This is a genomic window from Croceibacterium sp. TMG7-5b_MA50 (assembly GCF_039830145.1).
Taxonomy (GTDB): Bacteria; Pseudomonadota; Alphaproteobacteria; order Sphingomonadales; family Sphingomonadaceae; genus Croceibacterium.
The window spans coordinates 2290408-2309041 of record NZ_CP156082.1 but is presented as its reverse complement, the minus strand read 5'-3'; the positions used below and the strand labels follow the sequence as shown (position 1 = coordinate 2309041).

16 protein-coding genes are annotated in these 18634 nt (G+C 69.5%); 12 read left to right on the top strand and 4 right to left on the bottom strand.

Going from position 1 to position 18634, the window contains the following annotated elements; translation table 11 throughout:
• The first annotated feature begins 1 nt into the window (after position 1).
• Positions 2-4516: a hypothetical protein gene (locus V5740_RS10940; protein ID WP_347302511.1), complete on the top strand. Its 4515-nt coding sequence runs from the start codon at positions 2-4 to the stop codon at positions 4514-4516.
• A 7-nt stretch (positions 4517-4523) separates the two neighbouring features.
• Here V5740_RS10940 and V5740_RS10935 read toward each other — a convergent pair whose 3' ends face one another.
• Entirely contained in the window at positions 4524-4997 is a 474-nt protein-coding gene (locus V5740_RS10935) for an Lrp/AsnC family transcriptional regulator (RefSeq protein WP_347302510.1), read from the bottom strand.
• Between the two features lie 94 nt (positions 4998-5091).
• Here V5740_RS10935 and phhA point away from each other — a divergent pair, with 94 nt between their 5' ends.
• The 9 genes from phhA (at position 5092) to V5740_RS10890 (ending at position 13888) form a co-directional block, all read left to right on the top strand.
• On the top strand, positions 5092-5958 hold the full coding sequence (gene phhA, locus V5740_RS10930; RefSeq protein ID WP_347302509.1) for a phenylalanine 4-monooxygenase: 867 nt from the start codon (positions 5092-5094) through the stop codon (positions 5956-5958).
• Positions 5959-5978: 20 nt separating this feature from the next.
• Complete coding sequence (gene hppD / locus V5740_RS10925) at positions 5979-7016, top strand: 4-hydroxyphenylpyruvate dioxygenase (protein WP_347302508.1); 1038 nt, start codon at positions 5979-5981, stop codon at positions 7014-7016.
• Positions 7009-8280 carry a homogentisate 1,2-dioxygenase gene (gene hmgA, locus V5740_RS10920; protein WP_347302507.1) on the top strand — a complete coding sequence of 424 codons (1272 nt, stop codon included), beginning with the start codon at positions 7009-7011 and terminating at the stop codon, positions 8278-8280. Before hppD ends, hmgA begins: the two co-directional genes overlap by 8 nt.
• Positions 8277-9578, top strand: coding sequence for a fumarylacetoacetase (gene fahA / locus V5740_RS10915; RefSeq protein WP_347302506.1), 1302 nt, complete (start codon positions 8277-8279; stop codon positions 9576-9578). The genes hmgA and fahA overlap by 4 nt, the downstream gene beginning before the upstream one ends.
• Positions 9575-10225, top strand: coding sequence for a maleylacetoacetate isomerase (gene maiA, locus V5740_RS10910; RefSeq protein ID WP_347302505.1), 651 nt, complete (start codon positions 9575-9577; stop codon positions 10223-10225). The genes fahA and maiA overlap by 4 nt, the downstream gene beginning before the upstream one ends.
• 68 nt (positions 10226-10293) lie before the next feature.
• Positions 10294-10956: an SDR family oxidoreductase gene (locus V5740_RS10905; RefSeq protein ID WP_347302504.1), complete on the top strand. Its 663-nt coding sequence runs from the start codon at positions 10294-10296 to the stop codon at positions 10954-10956.
• Positions 10949-11251 (top strand): 4a-hydroxytetrahydrobiopterin dehydratase, encoded by a 303-nt coding sequence (locus tag V5740_RS10900; protein ID WP_347302503.1) that lies wholly within the window; start codon positions 10949-10951, stop codon positions 11249-11251. The genes V5740_RS10905 and V5740_RS10900 overlap by 8 nt, the downstream gene beginning before the upstream one ends.
• On the top strand, positions 11248-12807 hold the full coding sequence (treF, locus tag V5740_RS10895; RefSeq protein ID WP_347302502.1) for an alpha,alpha-trehalase TreF: 1560 nt from the start codon (positions 11248-11250) through the stop codon (positions 12805-12807). The genes V5740_RS10900 and treF overlap by 4 nt, the downstream gene beginning before the upstream one ends.
• An 85-nt stretch (positions 12808-12892) precedes the next feature.
• Complete coding sequence (locus V5740_RS10890) at positions 12893-13888, top strand: GGDEF domain-containing protein (protein WP_347302501.1); 996 nt, start codon at positions 12893-12895, stop codon at positions 13886-13888.
• 12 nt (positions 13889-13900) lie between these two features.
• Here the strand turns inward: V5740_RS10890 and V5740_RS10885 are convergent, their stop codons facing one another.
• Entirely contained in the window at positions 13901-14695 is a 795-nt protein-coding gene (locus tag V5740_RS10885) for a rhamnogalacturonan acetylesterase (RefSeq protein WP_347302500.1), read from the bottom strand.
• Positions 14696-14780: 85 nt separating this feature from the next.
• Here V5740_RS10885 and V5740_RS10880 point away from each other — a divergent pair, with 85 nt between their 5' ends.
• On the top strand, positions 14781-15893 hold the full coding sequence (locus tag V5740_RS10880) for a glycoside hydrolase family 43 protein (protein WP_347302499.1): 1113 nt from the start codon (positions 14781-14783) through the stop codon (positions 15891-15893).
• On the opposite strand, the gene V5740_RS10875 is transcribed toward V5740_RS10880, so the two are convergent.
• Both V5740_RS10875 and V5740_RS10870 read right to left on the bottom strand, forming a co-directional pair.
• Positions 15858-16898, bottom strand: coding sequence for a glycoside hydrolase family 43 (locus V5740_RS10875; RefSeq protein ID WP_347302498.1), 1041 nt, complete (start codon positions 16896-16898; stop codon positions 15858-15860). The two genes, V5740_RS10880 and V5740_RS10875, sit on opposite strands and share 36 nt — an antisense overlap.
• Entirely contained in the window at positions 16895-17863 is a 969-nt protein-coding gene (locus V5740_RS10870) for an alpha/beta hydrolase (protein WP_347302497.1), read from the bottom strand. The genes V5740_RS10875 and V5740_RS10870 overlap by 4 nt, the downstream gene beginning before the upstream one ends.
• Before the next feature lie 141 nt (positions 17864-18004).
• On the opposite strand from V5740_RS10870, the gene V5740_RS10865 reads away from it, so the two are divergent.
• A complete protein-coding gene (locus tag V5740_RS10865; protein WP_347302496.1) occupies positions 18005-18622 on the top strand; it encodes a DUF6250 domain-containing protein in 618 nt (205 codons plus the stop codon).
• The last annotated feature ends 12 nt before the right edge of the window (positions 18623-18634 follow it).

Below are 18634 nucleotides of genomic sequence, written 5' to 3'. Positions count from 1 at the left end.
GATGAACCGCGAACAGATCGTGCTGACCGCGCTGCCCTTCAGCACGGGCGCTGATGCGCCGTTCCACGTCTCCGTCCATGTCGCGCCCAAGCTGACGCCCGACCAGCCCGAACGCATGCTGGAGGCGTTTGCCGCCTTCGCCAAATGGGGGACGGCGATCGCCGGGACCACGCTGACGCTGCGCGACCAGCCCGGCGCGGCCCTGGCGGCGACGCGGGTGTCGGAGGTAAAGCCGGATTTGTGGCCGCGCATGTTCCCGCCGGCGACCACGCCGGTGCGGCGACCGGATTACGGCAACCTGCATAGCCGGCACTGGCGCAGTTTCCCGGTGAAGGCGGTGCATGACCTGGCCGCGCTGACCGCGGTGGGCAGCGCCATGTTCTTCCCGTTCGATCCGCCGAGCCTGCAGGATCTGCCGCGCGAGCACCCGTATCGACAACTGATCCGATCGCTGAGCGGAGAGCAATTGCAGGACAGCAAGACGCCCAAGCGGTTCCGGGATGACCTGGTGACGCAGGCGCTGGACAAGGGCGGCACGGCTGGTGCCGGGGGCCTTGGCGCGGTGCTGGACCCATTGCATCGGGCACGCCGCTTCTACGAGCCGGCGGGTGGCAATGTGCGCGATGGCAAGCCGGTGCCGCCGCCCACGCCCCGGCCCGACTTCCACGAGCGGGTGGCCCATCTGTCTGATCAGCCCGAGCTGCTGCGCCGGCTGGGGCTGGTGATCGACCTGAAGGTCGCGGACCTTGCCCGGCTGCGCAACGCAAAAAGCCTGTCGGTTGGCGCGCTGATCGACGGGGTGGAGGTGGTGTCCGCCATCACCGAGGTAGAACGGCGGGGGGATCGGCTGCTGACCCGCCCGCGCACCAAGGACTGGACCGGCGGCCGGTTGCGGCTGGGGGAGGAGGACCTGTTCGCCGCGCTGACGATGGACAGCGACGGGGCGGCAATGAAGCTCGGCAATTTTATCCGCGCGCTGCCGCGCATGCTGTGGATGGCGGACAATGGCGATCCCGGCCACGTCGCGCCGCCAGCGCTCCGGTCCGAAGGGTTCACAATCGTGCGCACGGGCCGCGTGGATGGCGTGAAGGAGCAGGCGGGCCGCGCCGCGGCGATGGCGGCGCAGCTCGCCAGCGGGGTTGCGCCGTTGATCGCGGCGGAGGATGTGACGCAGGGCTACCGCGTGGAGGTGTGGGACGACCACGAGAAGAAGTGGTTCAGCCTGCACCGCCGCCTCGCCACCGCGACGGTTGCGGGGCAGATCGAATATGCCGACCGGGCGGAAGCCGGCTGGGTCGGCACCGCTGCCGTGCGCAGCGCCACGGGGGAGGGTGGGGGCGACGCCTATCTGCACGAGGCGCTGTTCGGCTGGTCGGGCTGGAGCCTGTCGGCCCCGCGCCCCGGTCCGCGTGCCGAGCCGGAGGATGTCGGCGGTCGGCAGGTGGAGAATGTGCGGCCGGTCGATGACCCCGCCGGGATCACGCCCGTTACCGTGACCACCAAGGTGCAGCCCGGCACGCTGCCGCGCCTGCGCTTTGGCCGGTCATACGCATTCCGTGCCTGGGGCGTGGACCTCGCCGGCAATTCGCATGGCGGCAGCGGTGCGTCGAAGCCGCGGGGAACCCCCGGAGTGGGCGGCGGCGCGTTTCCGGCACCGGCCGCACCAGACACGCCGCTGCGGGGTCGCCCTGCGGTCGGGCTGGCGCAGCAGGTGCGGCCGGCCGCCGATCTGGTGCAGCAATTGGGTGCCGCCGCCCGCGCGCCGGTCGCCGCGCCGATGGAGCAATTGCGCGCGCTGCGCGGGCCGGCAATCGGCGGTGGCCTCAGCATTGTGGGGGAGCCGGCGGTGGACGGGCTGCTCGCCACCCGCATCGCCGCGCGGACCAATGCCGCCCCGACACAGGCGACGCAGGCGACGTCCGTGCTGGCGGACCGGCTGCGCGCCGGCTTTGCCGAAGTGACGCTGGACCTCGCCCGGCCGAGCCAGGCCGAACAGCTCGACCGAGACGACATTGTGGTCGGCACGCCGGAAGGGGCCGACACGGTCACCGCCAAGCTGCCGTTCCTGCGCTGGGACCCGGTGCCCCCGCCGGTGGTGGTGCCGCGCCACCGGTTCAGCCCGGCCGAATCGGTCCACCACCTGGTGATCCGCAGCGGCGTGGCGGCGGACGGCACGATGAGCGCGCCGGACGCCTATATCGCCGAAGTCGGCGTCACGGATGCGGCGGACTGGCATACGACATCCGAACGCCACCTCGCCGCGCCCAAGGGGTCGCAGCACCTGAACGAACTGCATGGCCGGTTCGATGCCGGGATCGACGATCCGGCGCAGCGCCCGCGCCTGTTGGCCGCCGTGCTGCGTGACGACGGCCTGCTGTACGATGCGAAGATCGTCAGCCCCGACGATCCGCAGGTCATGCTGGACCAGCCCGGCCTTTCGCTGGAAGCGGGGCCGGAGGTGGAGAACCCGGTCAGCGATCTCCAGCAATTCGTGGGCGACAGGCGCGGCGATCCGATCCCGACCGGCCATTACGTGGTGCACGATACCGACCAGTTGAACCTGCCCTGGCTGCCCGATCCGCTGGCCAGCGGCTGGGCTCTGGGCATGAGCGGCGCCAACCGGGGCAGTCAGCTGGCGGGCCTGTTCCGGACGGAAAGCACCGCCGGCCGCTATGCCGGGCAGTGGCCCGCGCCCGAACCCGTGCGGCTGGTGCTGGCGAGCGGGGCGGCGGGGGCCGAGACGGGCATGGTCGGCAATGTGCTGACGATCGCGCTGCCGCCCGGTACCAGGATCGACCTGCGCCTGTCGTCCAGCCTGCTCCGCGACGACCTGAAGCTGTTGGCGCTGTGGAACCTGTTCCCGCCGGCCTTGCGCGCGCTCGACCTGGTGGAGCGGCCCGCCGCGGACGGGCAGTTCTGGGCGCTGACCCCGTACGAGCCGATCACGCTGGTCCATGCGGTGCCACGCCCGGTGCTGGCGCCGTACACCGCCGCGTTGGTGCCGCTGCGCCCCGCCGGCGCGACCCATGCCGACCTGTATGGCGTGATCGACATCCACGCGCCCAGCACCGACCGGATCGAGGCGGAGGCGCGCTGGACCGAGCATATCGACGATCTCGCCGCCGATGGCCCGGTGACGGAAAACAAGCACGCGATCGGCTTCACCATCCAGACCGACCCGGACGAGGACATGGTGTTGCTGGGGCAGGTGACGGACTTCGCGGCGGAGCACCAGAACGGGGTGCAGCCCTTCGGCCCGGTGCCCGGCATCGGCCAGTTGCGGGTCCATCGCGGGCGCCACCAGTTCGGCGACACGCGCCATCGGCGCATCCGCTACGCCTTCCGCGCGACGACCCGCTTCCGCGAATATTTCCCGCCGCAGCTGATGGCCACGGTCGACAGCCGCTCCCGCATCGGGACGGAGACGGAGCTGGTGATCCCGAGCAGCGCGGAGCCGCCGGTGCCCGAGATCGACAGCGTGATCCCGCTGATGCGCTGGGACGAGGAGGTCGCTGTTGGCCAGCCCTTCGGCCTGACCCGACGCCGCCGGGCGGGCCTGCGCATCTACCTGAAGCGACCCTGGTACCGCACCGGCGCGGACGAGCAGCTGGCGGTGATCGTCACTGGCGGTGGTGTGGGGCAATCGACCAGCGGGGCACAAGCCGACGTGTCGTTGTGGGGCGCGGACCCTGCGTGGTTCAATGCCGGGCCGGAAACACCCTACGTCGCGCTGTCGCTGGAGGATCTGTATGCCGGCACCAACAAGCTGGACGACCGGTATGGCACGGAACTGGTGGGCGATGATCCGCGTGTTTCCCCGCTGGCGCTGCAGCTGAACCTGCCGGGCGGGCGTGGTGGACGCCGTGCAGGAATCGTCGGCTATCGCCCGCAATACAACGCGGATCGCGAGCTGTGGTATGTCGACGTCGCGATCGAGCCGGGCGCGGCGGTGTGGCCGTTCGTGCGGCTGGTGGTCGCGCGCTACCAGCCCCATTCACTGCCGGGGCTGGAGCTGTCGAAGCCCGTCGCCTGCGACTTCACCCAATTGCTGCCCGAACGCACCTGCACCGTTTCCCGCCCGGATGACGGGCATGTGCGCGTGACCGTGACTGGACCCATCGGCCTGCGCGCCACCGGTGGCGGCGGCAAGCTGCTCGATACAGGGGAGCAATCGCCCTATCCGTTCGGAGAGGCGGACGTGACCAACACGATCGCTCCCAGCCGGCGCATGTTCGCCGCGGTGGAGCAACGGCCGGCGGGCAGCACGTCCGACCTTGACTGGCAGGTGGTGCGCGAACAGGAACTGTCGATCGGCGGCCTGTCGCCCACCGGCGACTGGGCATGGACCGGGGTGATCGCGACCGGCCAGCCGGTGCCGCTGCGCACGCCGGAGGAGGCGGAAGGCAGCGACTGGCGCGTGGCCGTGCGCGAGGTCGAATATGTGGAAGGCGACCCGGTGAACAACGTCCCCACCCGGCAGGAGCGGACGCCGTACCTGGATCACGTCGTGTTCTAGCGGCGCGTCACCCGACCGGGATCGCCGTCTGGTACTTGGCCACGCGCAATGCGAGGTGGCTGGAGGCGGTGGCGACGGACGGGTGCTTAACCAGCCGCTGCATCAGGAAGGTCTCGTAATCGGCGACGTCCGTGGCGATCACGCGCAGCAGGTAGTCCCAGTCGCCGGACATGGAGAAGCATTCCATGATCCGCTCCTCCCCGTCCACGAAGCGTTCAAAGGCGGCGATGGCATCGGCGTCGAAGCTTTGCATGCGGACATTGCACAGCATGTTGACCCCGTGGCCCAGCCGCTGCTGGTCCGCCAGCCGCACCGTGGGGCCGAGCACGCCCGCCTCCTCCAGCAGGCGGATGCGCCGCCAGACGGACGGTGCAGTGCTGCCGACGCGTTCCGCCAACTCCGCATTGCTGAGCCGAGCGTCGCGCTGCAATTGCCGCAGGATGCGCCGGTCCAGCGCGTCGAGCTTGAGCGATCCGGTCATTGCGCCACCTGTTAGTGAGCAGACTGGTCATTCCATAGCTGATTGTCTGCAATTTTGAACAGCATTCTCTCGGCTGCTGAAACATGATGGGTCCATGACACAGGCAAGCGAGAGCCCGCCTGACGGGGCGGCGGCCGACTGGACGATCCCACAGGGTTGGGACCGCTACACCGCGGCGGAACACGCATTGTGGGACCGGCTGTTCGCCCGGCAGGCCGACATGCTGCCTGGCCGGGTGGTGCCGCAATTCATCGCCGGCCTGGACATGCTGCGCATGACCCAGCCCGGCATCCCGCGCTTCGACGAGCTGAACGACCGGTTGAACGCGGCGACCGGGTGGCAGGTAGTGGCGGTGCCGGGGCTGGTGCCCGACGATGTATTCTTCGACCATCTGGCGCATCGTCGCTTTCCCGCCGGCAATTTCCTGCGCACCCCCGACCAGATCGATTACCTGCAGGAACCCGACATCTTCCACGACGTGTTCGGCCATGTCCCGCTGCTCGCCGACCCAGTTTTCGCCGATTACATGCAGGCCTATGGCGAGGGCGGGCTGCGCGCCGCCGGCCTCGGTGCGATCGAGCGACTGGCGCGGCTTTACTGGTACACGGTCGAGTTCGGGCTGATCCGCGGTAACGACGGCTTGCGGCTGTATGGCGCGGGCATCGTGTCGTCTTTTGGGGAGAGTATCTTCGCGCTGGACGATCCCTCGCCCAATCGCGTCGGCTTCGATCTCAGGCGGGTGATGCGCACCCGCTACAAGATCGACGATTACCAGCAGACCTACTTCGTCATCGACAGCTTCGACGACCTGCTGCGCCAGACGGCGGAGACCGATTTCGCCCCGATCTACGCCGCGCTGGCGGCGGAGCCGGACATCGGGACGGACGAGGTGCTGCCCGGCGATCGCATGTTCACCCGCGGTACGCAGGCCTGGGCCAGGGCAAGGGCCGGACAATCATAAAACAACCAGAGGATGCCAGCATGACCGACCCCCTCAACCCCTTGGGCCTCAACGGCTTCGAATTCGTCGAGTTCACCGGCCCCGATGCCGGCGCCATGGCGCGCCAGTTCGAACAGCTGGGCTTCGTCGCCAGCCACCGCCATCCGCGAAAGGCGATCACCCGGTACAAGCAGGGGCGCATCAACCTGATGCTGAACCGGGAGGAGACCGGCCGCGCCGCCGCCTTCCGCGCAGCGCACGGGCCATCGGCCAGCGCCATGGCCTTCCGCGTTGCCGATCCCGCCGCCGCGCTGGAATGGGCGCTGGCCAACGGGGCGGAGCCGACCGAGGAGGACGACACCGTGATCCGCGGCATCGGTGGTGCGTATCTGTACTTCGTGGCCGACGGGACCGACCTCTACGCCGACTGGCACGAAGTGCCCGGCTGGCAACAGGCTGAGGCGGAGAACAATGTCGGGCTCGACCTGCTGGACCACCTGACCCACAATGTCCGGCGCGGGCAGATGCGGGTGTGGAGCGAATTCTACCGCGTGCTGTTCGGGTTCGAGGAGCAGAAGTTCTTCAACATTAAAGGGCAGGCGACTGGCCTGTTCAGCCAGGCGATGATCGCCCCCGACCACGCCATCCGCATCCCGCTGAACGAGAGTCAGGACGAGAACAGCCAGATCGAGGAGTTCATCCGCGAGTATAAAGGCGAGGGGATCCAGCATCTCGCGCTGACCACGCCCGACATCTACGCCACGGTGGAACAGCTGCGCGCGCGGGGCGTGCGCCTGCAGGACACGATCGAGACCTATTACGAACTGGTCGACAAGCGCGTGCCGGGCCATGGGGAGGACCTGGAGCGCCTCAGGCGCAACCGCATCCTGATCGATGGCAATGTGGGGGAGGAGGGGCTGCTGCTGCAGATCTTTACGGAACCGATGTTCGGGCCGATCTTCTTCGAGATCATCCAGCGCAAGGGCAATGAAGGCTTCGGCAACGGCAATTTCCAGGCGCTGTTCGAATCCATCGAGCTCGACCAGATCCGCCGCGGCGTGGTCGCGGTCGATGGCTGAGGGGATGCAGACTGGCTTCGGCAATCATTTCAGCACGGAGGCTGTTGCGGGCGCGCTGCCGGTGGGGCGCAACTCGCCCCAGCATGTCCTGTTCGGCCTGTATGCGGAGCAGTTGTCCGGCACCGCATTCACCGCGCCGCGAGCGGAGAACCGGCGTAGCTGGCTCTACCGCATGCGGCCCAGCGTCATGCATCCGGCATTCCGGCCCTATCCGCGCGACACGTTGATCCGCTCGGCACCGTTCATGGAGGAGGCGGCGACACCCAATCGTTTGCGGTGGGACTCCATGCCGCTGCCGGCGGGCGAGGTCGACTTCGTGGACGGGCTGGTCACCTGGGCCGGGCACGACGGCGCCGCAGTCCACCTGTATGCCGCGACGACACCGATGGTGGATCGCGCCTTTGCCAGCGCCGATGGCGAATTGCTGATCGTGCCGCAGCAGGGGCGATTGCTGCTGGTGACGGAGCTGGGCCGCCTCACCGTCGCGCCGTTGCAGATCGCGGTGATCCCGCGCGGCTGCAAGTTCCGGGTCGAGCTGCCCGATGGTTCCGCGCGCGGCTACATCGCGGAGAATTATGGCGCTGCGCTGCGCCTGCCCGAACTGGGGCCGATCGGCGCCAACGGCCTCGCCAATCCCCGCGACTTCGAGACGCCGGTGGCCGCGTTCGAGGATCGCGATGGCGCATGCGAGATCGTCCACAAGCTGGCCGGGCGGTTGTGGACCACCATGCTGGACCATTCGCCGTTCGACGTGGTCGCCTGGCACGGCAATCTGGCGCCGGTCAGGTACGACCTCACCCGGTTCAACACGATGGGAACGATCAGCTTCGACCATCCCGACCCGTCGATCTTCACGGTGCTGACCAGCCCGAGCGACACGCCGGGCGTGGCGAACCTCGACTTCGCCATCTTCCCGCCGCGCTGGCTGGTGGCGGAGGATACGTTCCGCCCGCCCTGGTTCCACCGCAACGTGATGAGCGAGTTCATGGGCCTGATCGAAGGCACCTACGATGCCAAGTCCGGCGGCTTCGCGCCCGGCGGGGCATCGCTGCACAATTGCCTGTCGGCGCACGGACCCGACCGGGAGAGCCACGACCGGGCGGTGGCGGCCGAGCTGACGCCGCAGCGGATCGCCGATACCATGGCCTTCATGTTCGAGACGCGCCTGCCCTTCGCCCCGACCAGCCACGCGCTGCACAGCCCGCTGCTGCAGGACGATTACGACGCCTGCTGGCAGGGCTTCCCCAAGGCACGCCTGCCGTGAGCTGGTGGCAGGTGGACGAAACGCACGATCCCGCGCTGTCGAGCTGGGTGCCGGGGGCGGACGGGCACGCGGACTTCCCGGTTCAGAACCTGCCGCTGGGCGTGTTCTCCCCCGCCGGCGGGCGTCCGCGCATCGGTATCGCAATCGGTGGCCACGTCCTCGACCTCGCCGCTGCCGCCGCTTGCGGGTTGCTGCCGGCGGAGGCGGGCGGGCTGTGCGGCGGGGCGAGGCTGAACCGCCTGCTGGGTGCGCCGACAGAGGTGCGGCAGGAGCTGCGGCGCTGCCTGTCGCGCCTGCTGACCGATCCCGCGCATCGACCGCAGTTGGAAAACCTGCTGCACCAGGCGGCCGATTGCACGTTGCACCTGCCGGCGTGGATCGGCGACTACACCGACTTCTATGTCGGCATCCATCATGCGGGCAATGTCGGCCGGCAATTCCGGCCCGACAATCCGCTGCTGCCGAACTACAAGCATGTGCCGATCGGCTATCATGGCCGCGCATCCTCCATCCGGCCGTCCGGCGTGCCGGTGGTGCGGCCCAATGGACAGCGCAAGGCGCCGGACATGGACGCACCGGTGTTCGGCCCGGCCGCGCGGCTGGATTACGAGCTGGAGCTGGGCGTGTGGATCGGCGAGGGCAACGAGCTCGGCACACCGATCCCGATCGAGGAGGCGCGGCGTCATATCGCCGGCCTGTGCCTGCTGAACGACTGGTCCGCGCGCGACCTGCAGGCGTGGGAGTACCAGCCACTGGGCCCGTTCGCGGCCAAGAATTTCCACTCCACGATCAGCCCGTGGATCGTCACGGCGGAGGCGCTGGCCCCGTTCCGGATGGCGCAGGCGCCGCGCCCTGCAACCGATCCGCAGCCGCTGCCGTATCTGTGGGATGAAGGCGACCAGGCGCATGGCGCGCTGGCGCTGGAGCTGGAGGTTCACCTGACCAGCGAGGCCATGCGCGCCGCCGGCATGGCCCCACTGGCCCTGAGCCATGGGGAGGCGAGGCACATGTACTGGACTATCGGACAGATCGTGACGCATCATGCGGCGGGTGGCTGCAACCTCCGGCCCGGCGACCTGCTGGGCACCGGCACCATCTCCGCGCCGGAGCGGGCGGGCTTCGGCAGTCTGATGGAACTGACGGAAGGTGGGCGCCAGCCACTGCCCCTGCCTTCGGGCGAGACGCGCTCCTTCCTGGAGGATGGCGACGAGGTGACGCTGAGCGCGACGGCGCGGGCGGACGGCTTCGTGCCCATCGGCTTCGGTCCGTGCCGCGCGCGCGTGGTGCCCGCGCCATGAACGGGGGCGGGCTGATCCTGCACGATTACTGGCGCAGCAGCGCGGCGTTCCGCGTGCGGATCGCGCTTAACCTAAAGGGCATCGCCTATACCAGCGTACCGCACGATCTGCGCACCGGGGCGCAGGGGGCGCCGGAATACCGCGCCCTTGCGCCGCATGCGCTGGTCCCCGCGCTGGAGCATGACGGCGGCACGATCATCGAAAGCCTGGCCATTATCGAATGGCTGGAGGCACGCTGGCCCACGCCCGCATTGCTGCCGCATGAGCCCGATGCGGCCGCGCATGTGCGGGCCATGGCGCTGCTGGTCGCGTGCGATATCCACCCGCTGAACAATCTGCGCGTGGTGGAGGCGCTGCGCGAGGATTTCGGCGCGTCCTGCACGGAGATCGCCCGCTGGATGGCGCACTGGATGGACGAAGGCTTCGCCGCGCTGGAGGTGCTGGTGGCGCGTGGCGGCGGGCGGTTCTGCCATGGTGACACCCCGACGCTGGCCGATTGCTGCCTGATCCCGCAGCTCGCCAATGCGCGCCGCTTCTGCGTCGACCTTGCCCCCTATCCCCGTCTGGTGGCGGTGGAGACGACGGCGCTGGAACACCCGGCCTTCGCCGCCGCGCATCCCTCCCGCCAGGTCGGCGCCGAGGTGTAGGGCCTTGCGCCGCGACTGTTGATGGGCGCAGGGAAGGGGCAGTCGCCAGCGAGGGGAGATAAGCCGCCATGCGTGTCATCATCACCGGAGCCGCCGGAGCGCTCGGCACCGCGTGCGTGCAGGCTTTCGCCGATGCGGGGCACGCGGTTGCCGGCATCGTGCGCCGTCACAATCCCGATTTGCCCGCCGGCGTGCGACAGGTGCTGTGCGCCGACCTTGCGGACCCGGATGCCGCTGCCGCCGCACTGCGGGAGGCAGCGGGCGATGGCCCGGTTGATGCATTGCTGCATGTCGCCGGCGGGTTTGCTTTCGCCAAGGTCGCAGACAGCGAGTGGTCGCAATGGGAGCGGCTGGGGCGCGACAATCTGGGCAGCGCGGTGGCGTGTACGCGGGCCGTGCTGCCGTTGCTGGCCGACGGGGCGGCGATCCTGTGCGTGGGCGCGGCGGGCGCGCAGGTCGCGGGCGCGGGCATGGCGCCCTACGCCGCTGCCAAGTCCGGCGTCGCCCGGCTGGTGGAGGCGCTCTCCGCCGAATTGAAGCCGCGGCGCATCCGGGTGAACGCCGTGCTGCCCGCCACCATCGACACGCCCGCCAACCGCGCCGCGATGCCCGATGCCGACCCCGCCGGGTGGACCAGCCCCGCCGCCATCGCCGATGCCCTGCTGTTCCTGGCGGGGCCGGGCGCGCGCGCGATCAACGGCGCGCTGGTGCCGGTCACCAACAATGCCTGAGGTCACCCCGCTATCGCCCGCCGAACGCGCCGCCGCTTTGGCCGACCTCGCCGGCTGGACCTATGACGCGGGGCGCAAAGCCTTCTACCGCAAGCTGGTATTGCGCGACTTCGCGGAAGCGATGGGCCTGATGATGCGGATCGCCGTTCATGCGGAAAAGGCGGACCACCATCCCGAGTGGTCCAACGTCTACAACCGGCTGGAGATCTGGCTGACCACGCATGATGCGGGCGACGTCTCGGTGCGCGACGTGGCGCTTGCCCAGGTGATCGACCGCTGCGTGGCCGGGGCATGAAGGCCTGCCGCGCGCTGATCGCCGCCGCGGCGCTGCTGCTGACCGCCGCGGGCGAGCGGCCCGCCAGCCCCGCCGAACTGTACGGCCCGCTGTTCGCCGCGGTGCAGGAGGGGCGTGTCTTCGAAGACGGCAAAACCTTCGCCGATGCGATCGCCCGCAGCGATGCGGCCACGATCATGCAGGCTTGGCAGCGCGAAGAGCCGCAGGGCACCGACGCGCTGCGAGCCTTTGTCGAGCGGCACTTCATCCTGCCGGATGCGGCGGAGCAGGCGCCCGCGCCCGATCTGGTCACGCATATCCGTGAGCTGTGGCCGCAACTGGCGCGCCCGCCATTGAACCCGCCGCCCGGCTCCACTGCGTTGGCGCTGCCGGCGCCTTATGTGGTGCCGGGCGGGCGTTTCCGGGAAATATATTACTGGGACAGCTACTTCACCATGCTGGGCCTGAAGGCGGATGGGCGCGACGATCTGGTGGAAACGATGCTGGCCGACTTCACCAGCCTCGTCGAGCGGTACGGCCATGTGCCCAACGGCACGCGGACCTATTACCTCAGCCGGTCGCAACCGCCCTTCCTCGCGCTGATGATCGGCCTATCCGGCAGCGATTCGCCAACACTGGCGGCGCAGCGGCTGGCGGCGCTGAGGGCGGAGCATGCCTGGTGGATGCGCGATGCCGCCTGTGCACACGCGGAGGGCGCGTGCGGGCGGGTGGTGCGGATGCCCGATGGCAGCCTGCTCAACCGCTACTGGGACGACAAGGACACGCCCCGTGACGAAAGCTGGGCGGAAGATGTCGCCACCGCGCGTGAAAGCAACCGTCCGGCAGCGGAGGTCTGGCGCGCCTTGCGCGCCGGAGCGGAGAGCGGGTGGGACTTCTCCAGCCGCTGGCTGGCCGATCCGGCGCGCCTCGCCACCATCCGCACAGTGCAGATCGTGCCGGTCGATCTCAACAGCCTGATGTGGGTGCTCGAAACCACCGTGGCGGAACGCTGCGGCGCAGCGGGTGACCAGCCTTGCGCACGCGATTTCACCCGCATGGCCGAGCGGCGCCGCGCGGCGATCGACCGCTACCTGTGGAGCGCGGACGACGCCCGCTTCGGCGATTGGGACCGGGAGGGCGAGGCGCTCACCCCCGTCCTGTCAGCCGCCACCCTCTACCCGCTCTTCGCCGGGCACGCGAGCGAGCAGCAGGCTGCGGCGGTCGCCGCTACGGTGCGCCAACACCTGCTGGCGCCCGGCGGCCTGCGCACCACGCTCGCGCGCACGGGGCAGCAATGGGATGCGCCCAATGGCTGGGCACCGCTGCAATGGATCGCCGTCGCCGGCCTGGAACGTCATGGCGAGCGCGAGCTGGCACAGGCCGTCGCCACGCGCTGGATCGCCAATGTCGATCGGGTGTGGCGCGACACCGGCAAGCTGCTGGAGAAGTATGACGTGGAGGAGCTGAAGGCAGGCGGCGGCGGCGAATATCCGACGCAGGACGGCTTTGGCTGGACCAATGGTGTGACCCGGGCGCTGATCGACAGTTACGGAACTCCGCCGCCAGCCACCATGTAAATTATGTAGAATGGCCCGGCGCCATTAACTCATTCGTATTCTCACGGTCGTACGCCTGCATCGAACAGCGGACAGGATCGGACGGGTGGGTACGGCGACAATCGGTAGCGGCGAAGCGGCATTGGCCTTCCTGGCCCGCCAGCGACTCGCGCCGACACCGCAGAACTACACGCTGGCCTATATCGCGCTGCACGAGCCGGCATCCCGCATCGCCTGCGCGGTCCGGGCGATCTCCGACGATGGATTGCGCATCCGGCAGGAAGAGGCGGACGAGATCGTCGCGCTGTATGCCGGCGACAGCGTGCGCCACCCGCGGGAGGCAATCGCTTCGCCGACGGAGGAGGACACGGGGGAGCGGCAGAGGCTGCACGCGCAGGCGGCGCGGCTGGGCCAGCTGACCGCGCATGCCGCCGCCGCGACGCAGGATTTCACCCGCGACCTGGACAGCGAGGCGCAGCGGCTGGACGATCAGGCCGCCCGGACCGTGCAGATCGTCGCCCGCATGATCGAGCGGTCGAAGCTGGCGGAGGACAATTTCCGCACCGCGCTGCAGGCGATCGAATCGTTGCAGACCGAACTCGCCAGCGCGCGGGACGAGGCCGAGCGCGATCCCCTGACCGGGTTGCCCAATCGCCGTTGCATCGAACGCCGGCTGCAGGATCTGGCGGCGAACGGCATCAATCGCACGATCGGCCTGTGCGACGTGGACCATTTCAAGCGGGTCAACGACCGTTTCGGGCACACGGTGGGCGACAGGGTGCTGAAGATGGTGGCCACCTCGCTCGCCGCCAGTTGCGCGCCGCACTTCGTGGGCCGCTGGGGCGGGGAGGAGTTCATCCTGGTGATCGAGGGCGACGCCGCGCCGCATTGTGTCGGCCTGCTGGACCAGGCCCGCGCCGACCTGGCATCGCGCCGGTTCAAGCTGCGCGAGACGGACGAGCCGCTGGGCCGCATCAGCTTTTCCGCCGGAGTCGCCGTCGCCATGGGGGAGGAGGTGGAGACCCTGTCCGCCCTCCACCGCGCAGACGCGGCGATGTACCAGGCGAAGCAGGGTGGCCGGAACCAGGTGGTCGTGGACTAGCGGCCTGTACCGTCATCGGCAGCGGCTGCTGCCGACCGGCGTCTCCCGTGTCAGATCGCTGCGGTCGCTGCCGACATAAGGCGCCAACGGGGTGGCGGTCAGCCCGTCGGCCACCAGGTTGGCGATGCGCCGGGCGCCGATCTCGCTGAAATGGGTGTCGTCGCTGACCCCTTCCGGCCAGCGCGCGATCTCGCCCGCCGGATAATGCAGGTACAGCGCGGCCGCCGCGTCATAGCCGGTCTGGTCGAGCAGCGCGCGCGATGACGTTTCCAGATCCACCAGCGGCACGCCGCGTGCCTCCGCCAATTGCCGCACCACCGCTGAATAGGTCGGGAAGTCGGCCTTGGCCTTGCCGCTCTCGTCGAAGGAGCGACGCGCGACGGGCGTCAGCAGCACGGGTGTCGCGCCGGCGGCGCGCACGTCTGCGATGAAGCTCATCAGGAACTGGCGGTAGGTCGTGGCGGCATCGGCGAAGCGTTCGGGCTTGTTCTCGCTGGCGTCGTTATGGCCGAACTGGATCAGCACGGCATCGCCAGGCCGCAGGTCGGCCAGCAACCCGTTCCAGCGGCCTTCCGACACGAAGGTGCGTGTGCTGCGCCCGCCGATCGCGCGGTTGTCCACCGTTGCGCCGGTCAGCACGCAGCCCAGGAACGAACCCCAGCCCGCCTGCGGGTAGCGATCGTCGTTGTAGTGCTGCGCCGTCGAATCGCTGGCGATGAACAGGGTCGGCGCGCGCGCCTCCTGCGCGGCGGCCCCGCCGGATACCGCCAGCGCGAGCGCTGCGGCCATGATCGTCGTCAACCTCATCCCCGTTCTCCTTTGTCCCGCAGGATAGACATGAGTGCCAGCATGTGAAAAGCGCTGGCCGACAAAATGCCAGGGAGTACGGTCAATGCAGCGCATCATCCACCGGCTTGTGCCAGCGCTCGCACTGGCCCTCGCCACCACGGCCTGCGCCCCTGCCGTGCCGCCACAGGGCGCCGCGGCAGCGCCCTCCGCCGAATATCCGCTGCTGTTGCCGCAGATGCAGTTGCACGATCCCTTTATCGTGCCGGACGAGGCGACGGGCACCTATCATCTGTTCACCCGCAACGAGGCGGCGATGACCGGCGATACGCGGCTGGGCACCATGGCCTATACCAGCCGTGACCTGAAGCACTGGAGCCGGCCGCGCGTCGTGTTCACCTTGCCGGACGGCAACTGGGCCGATGGCGGCGCCTGGGCGCCGGAGGTGCATCGCTGGCGGGGCAAGTGGTACCTGTTCACCACCTTCCATAACGAGGGTGCGACCCTGCCGGCGGAGGCGGGCAGCAGCCGACGGCCGCACCGGCGCGGCACGCTGATCGCGGTGGCGGACAGGCTGGACGGGCCCTTCACCCTGGCCAATGATGGCGAGCCGGTCGTGTCGCGCGACCTGATGACGCTGGACGGCACGCTGCATGTGGACCGGCAGGGGCGGCCCTGGTTCGTCTATGCCCACGAATGGATGCAGACCACCGTAGGCACGATCGAGGCGCTGCCGCTGGACACGGCGCTGCAGGCCGCGGGCGAGCCGCGCCTGCTGTTCCGCGCCAACGAGGCCGCCTGGGCGCGCGGGCAGAAGCAGGCTGCGGGCGACACGGTGTGGGTCACGGACGGGCCGCAATTCTGGCGCACGCCGGGCGGCGCGCTGATGATGCTGTGGTCAAGCTACGGCGATCGCGGCTACGTCCAGGCGCTGGCGCGGTCCGCCAGCGGCGAGGTGACGGGGCCATGGGAGCAGCTCGGCCCCCTCGTCACGCGCGACAGCGGCCATGGCATGCTGTTCCGCACCTTCGACGGACGGCTGATGATGGTGCTGCATCGCCCGTTCACCCGCGCGCTGGGCAAGCTGTACGAGATGCGCGAGGATGCCGACATCGTGGCTGTGGAGCGGGAGGCGGTGGAGCTGGACCTCGAAGCCTACCCCACGCACCCGTGTACCGCGCCGCTATCGCCGACCGGCGCCGTTCTGCCCGATTGCTGAGGACCCGAAGGCCGCCGCGACATCGGCCACCAGCGGCGGCTGACGGCTGACGGTCAGGCGGCCGTCCTCTTCCACCAGTTCGACCAGCTGGATGACGCTGCGGCGGCCCCATTGCGGGTCGCCGGCCATCTCCGGCTCGCCATCCTGCTGCACGAAGTGGAACAGCCATGCCCGGCCGCCCGCCACAACCACATCCGGGTGGTGGCCCAGCGACCGGTCGGTGATGGCGGTGCCCGCCGTGCCGAGCAGGTAGCCGTCCTGCCGCTGCCACGTCGCGCCATTGTCGTCCGACCGCATGACCAGCAGGCCGCGCCATGCGTCGGAGATCATCCACCAGCGGCCCTGCCATTCGAACACGACCGGCCCTTCGCCCGGCGTGTCGACCAGCACCGGGCCGAGCTGCCAGTTGACGAGGTCGGTGCTGTCGGCCTGGCGGATCGCCTTGTCCTGCCGCTCGTCATTGAAGAACAGGCGGTACTTGCCGGGTGCGAGTTCGACCACATCGGCGTCGATCACCCGGTCGGACCCAAGCTCCAGCGTCTCGCCGCAGGTCCAGGTGGCAAGGTCGGTGCTGGTCAGGTGGACGATGCGGCGGGGCGCGTTCCAGTCGCGGAAGATGCCCGGCACCACGGTCAGCCACATGTGCCATTTGTCGCCGAATCGGGCCACGTCAGGCGCCCACAGCGTCGCGCCGGTGCATTGCGCGGGGATCGCCGCCGTGCCGGTATAGCGCCAGTCGGCACCATCGGCGGAGCGGGCGACGCCGATGGCGGTGCCATGGACCCAGCTCACATCCTTGGGATCGCTGCTCTTCAGGTCGGCGCGGCGGTTGGTGTAGAACATCACCCATTCGCCGGTCGCGGGATCGCGCACGATCGACGGGTCGGCTGCGCCGTCATGCACCGGGTCGCGGTATAGCGGCACGGCGACGCGCCCGTCCACAGGCGGCAAGGTGGCGCAGCCCGAGATTACCAGCGCGGCGGCAAGGGGGAGCAGTCGCCTCATGCCTGGCGCCCCAGCCAGTCGGCCAGCAGCAGCGGCCAGAAATGGCCCGGGCCGCCCGGATCATCGACCGAGCCGAAGCCGTGTCCGCCGACATCGAAGATGTGGCAGGGCGCGTTCACCCCCTTTGCCTTCAAGGCGGCGTGCAGTATCAGCGTGTTCTCCACCGGCACCACCCGGTCGTCGACCGCGGCGGACAGGAACATGGGCGGCAGATCATCGGGCAGGTCCTGCTCGATGGAGTGCCTGCGGATCAGGTCGGCCGATGGTTCGGCCCCGATCAGGTTCTTGCGGCTGGGCCCATGGGCATGCGGGTCGGTCATCGTCACCACCGCAAACATCAGCGCGGCGAAGTCCGGTCGGGCGCTGCCTTCGTCGATCGCGTCGATCGCCGGGTAGGTCCGGTCGCCGTGCCGCGTGGCCAGCGCACCGGCCAGGTGGCCACCGGCGGAAAAGCCGATCGTGCCGGTGCGCCCCGCCCCCGTCTCTGCCCGCAGTATCCGGAGCGCGCGCTGGGCATCCTGCAACGGTGCGTCCGGGCCGGCGGCCCAACCATCATAGGGCAGGCGGTACAGCAGCATGCCGACATGAAAGCCCATGCCCGCCAGATGATGCGCGATCCCTCCACCATCGGGGCTGGCGGCGATCCGTTCGTATCCGCCGCCCGGGATCATCAGCAGCGCGGTGCCGTTCGGCCGGGCGGGCTGCACCAGCGTCAATGTGGGGCGGGTGATGCCGTACCACGCCAGATCGTCGGGCGCGGAATTCGCGCTGCGCAACACGCTGCGCTGCGTGACCGTGACATTCTCCGCTCCCGGCGCAGCGCCGGGCCACAGCGGCAGCGTGCGGTAGGGGAAACGCTGTGCCGGTGCGGCGAGGGCGGGCGTCGCCGCCATGCCGCCCAGCAGCGCAGCGCCAAGGCCGGCACTAGCCAGCAGCCGGCGGCGATCGACCTCGACAGGCCCCATGCAATCCTCCACATCGTGACTATGCGTTCCACCATGCACGACAAAACGGCATTGTCACGGCCAATCGGGCGGCGCGCGGCGGTAGCCGGGCTTGGCGCCGCGCTGCTGGCGGGTTGCCTCTCCGGTCGGCGCCAAGGGGCGATGCCACTCCATCGCGACGATTTCACCGCCGGCCTGGGGCAGTGGCTGGTAGAGGCGGAGCAACCATCCCGCGTCACCGCCACAGGTGGGGTGCTGGACATCGATGCGCCGGCGGGCATCTCCGTCTGGTTCCGGCCTGAACTCAGCGAACCGGTGGCGATCGACTACACGGTGACGGCCATCGAGGCGGGTGGACCCAACGATCAGGTCAGCGACATCAACGCCTTCTGGATGGCGACGGACACCCGCGCAGCGGACGGCAACGTGCTGTCGGTGGAGCGTAGCGGCGCCTTCGCCGGGTATGATCGCCTGCGGACCTACTATGCCGGGATCGGCGGCAACCGGAACACCAGCAGCCGGTTCCGCCGCTATGTCGGGCGGGACGGCGACCGGCCGCTGCTGCCCCGCCACGACCTGACCGCGCCCGCCACGTTGATCGAGGCGAACCGACCCTACCGTATCCGGCTGATCGCTGACGGTCGCCATATCGCTCTGCTGCGCGATGGCGTGCCCATGTTCGAGCTGGACGATCCTGACCCGTACACCAAGGGGCACTTCGCGCTGCGCACCACCTGGAGCCACCTGCAGGTGCGCGACCTCTCGGTGTGGCGCCTGTGAAGTTCTGCGCTT

Bases quoted from the DNA above. Each gene is read 5' to 3' on its own strand.
- V5740_RS10940 (WP_347302511.1), top strand. From the start codon at position 2: ATGAACCGCGAACAGATCGTGCTGACCGCGCTGCCCTTCAGCACGGGC.
- V5740_RS10935 (WP_347302510.1), bottom strand. From the start codon at position 4,997: ATGACCGGATCGCTCAAGCTCGACGCGCTGGACCGGCGCATCCTGCGG.
- phhA (WP_347302509.1), top strand. From the start codon at position 5,092: ATGACACAGGCAAGCGAGAGCCCGCCTGACGGGGCGGCGGCCGACTGG.
- hppD (WP_347302508.1), top strand. From the start codon at position 5,979: ATGACCGACCCCCTCAACCCCTTGGGCCTCAACGGCTTCGAATTCGTC.
- hmgA (WP_347302507.1), top strand. From the start codon at position 7,009: ATGGCTGAGGGGATGCAGACTGGCTTCGGCAATCATTTCAGCACGGAG.
- maiA (WP_347302505.1), top strand. From the start codon at position 9,575: ATGAACGGGGGCGGGCTGATCCTGCACGATTACTGGCGCAGCAGCGCG.
- V5740_RS10905 (WP_347302504.1), top strand. From the start codon at position 10,294: ATGCGTGTCATCATCACCGGAGCCGCCGGAGCGCTCGGCACCGCGTGC.
- V5740_RS10900 (WP_347302503.1), top strand. From the start codon at position 10,949: ATGCCTGAGGTCACCCCGCTATCGCCCGCCGAACGCGCCGCCGCTTTG.
- treF (WP_347302502.1), top strand. From the start codon at position 11,248: ATGAAGGCCTGCCGCGCGCTGATCGCCGCCGCGGCGCTGCTGCTGACC.
- V5740_RS10885 (WP_347302500.1), bottom strand. From the start codon at position 14,695: ATGAGGTTGACGACGATCATGGCCGCAGCGCTCGCGCTGGCGGTATCC.
- V5740_RS10880 (WP_347302499.1), top strand. From the start codon at position 14,781: ATGCAGCGCATCATCCACCGGCTTGTGCCAGCGCTCGCACTGGCCCTC.
- V5740_RS10875 (WP_347302498.1), bottom strand. From the start codon at position 16,898: ATGAGGCGACTGCTCCCCCTTGCCGCCGCGCTGGTAATCTCGGGCTGC.
- V5740_RS10870 (WP_347302497.1), bottom strand. From the start codon at position 17,863: ATGGGGCCTGTCGAGGTCGATCGCCGCCGGCTGCTGGCTAGTGCCGGC.
- V5740_RS10865 (WP_347302496.1), top strand. From the start codon at position 18,005: ATGCCACTCCATCGCGACGATTTCACCGCCGGCCTGGGGCAGTGGCTG.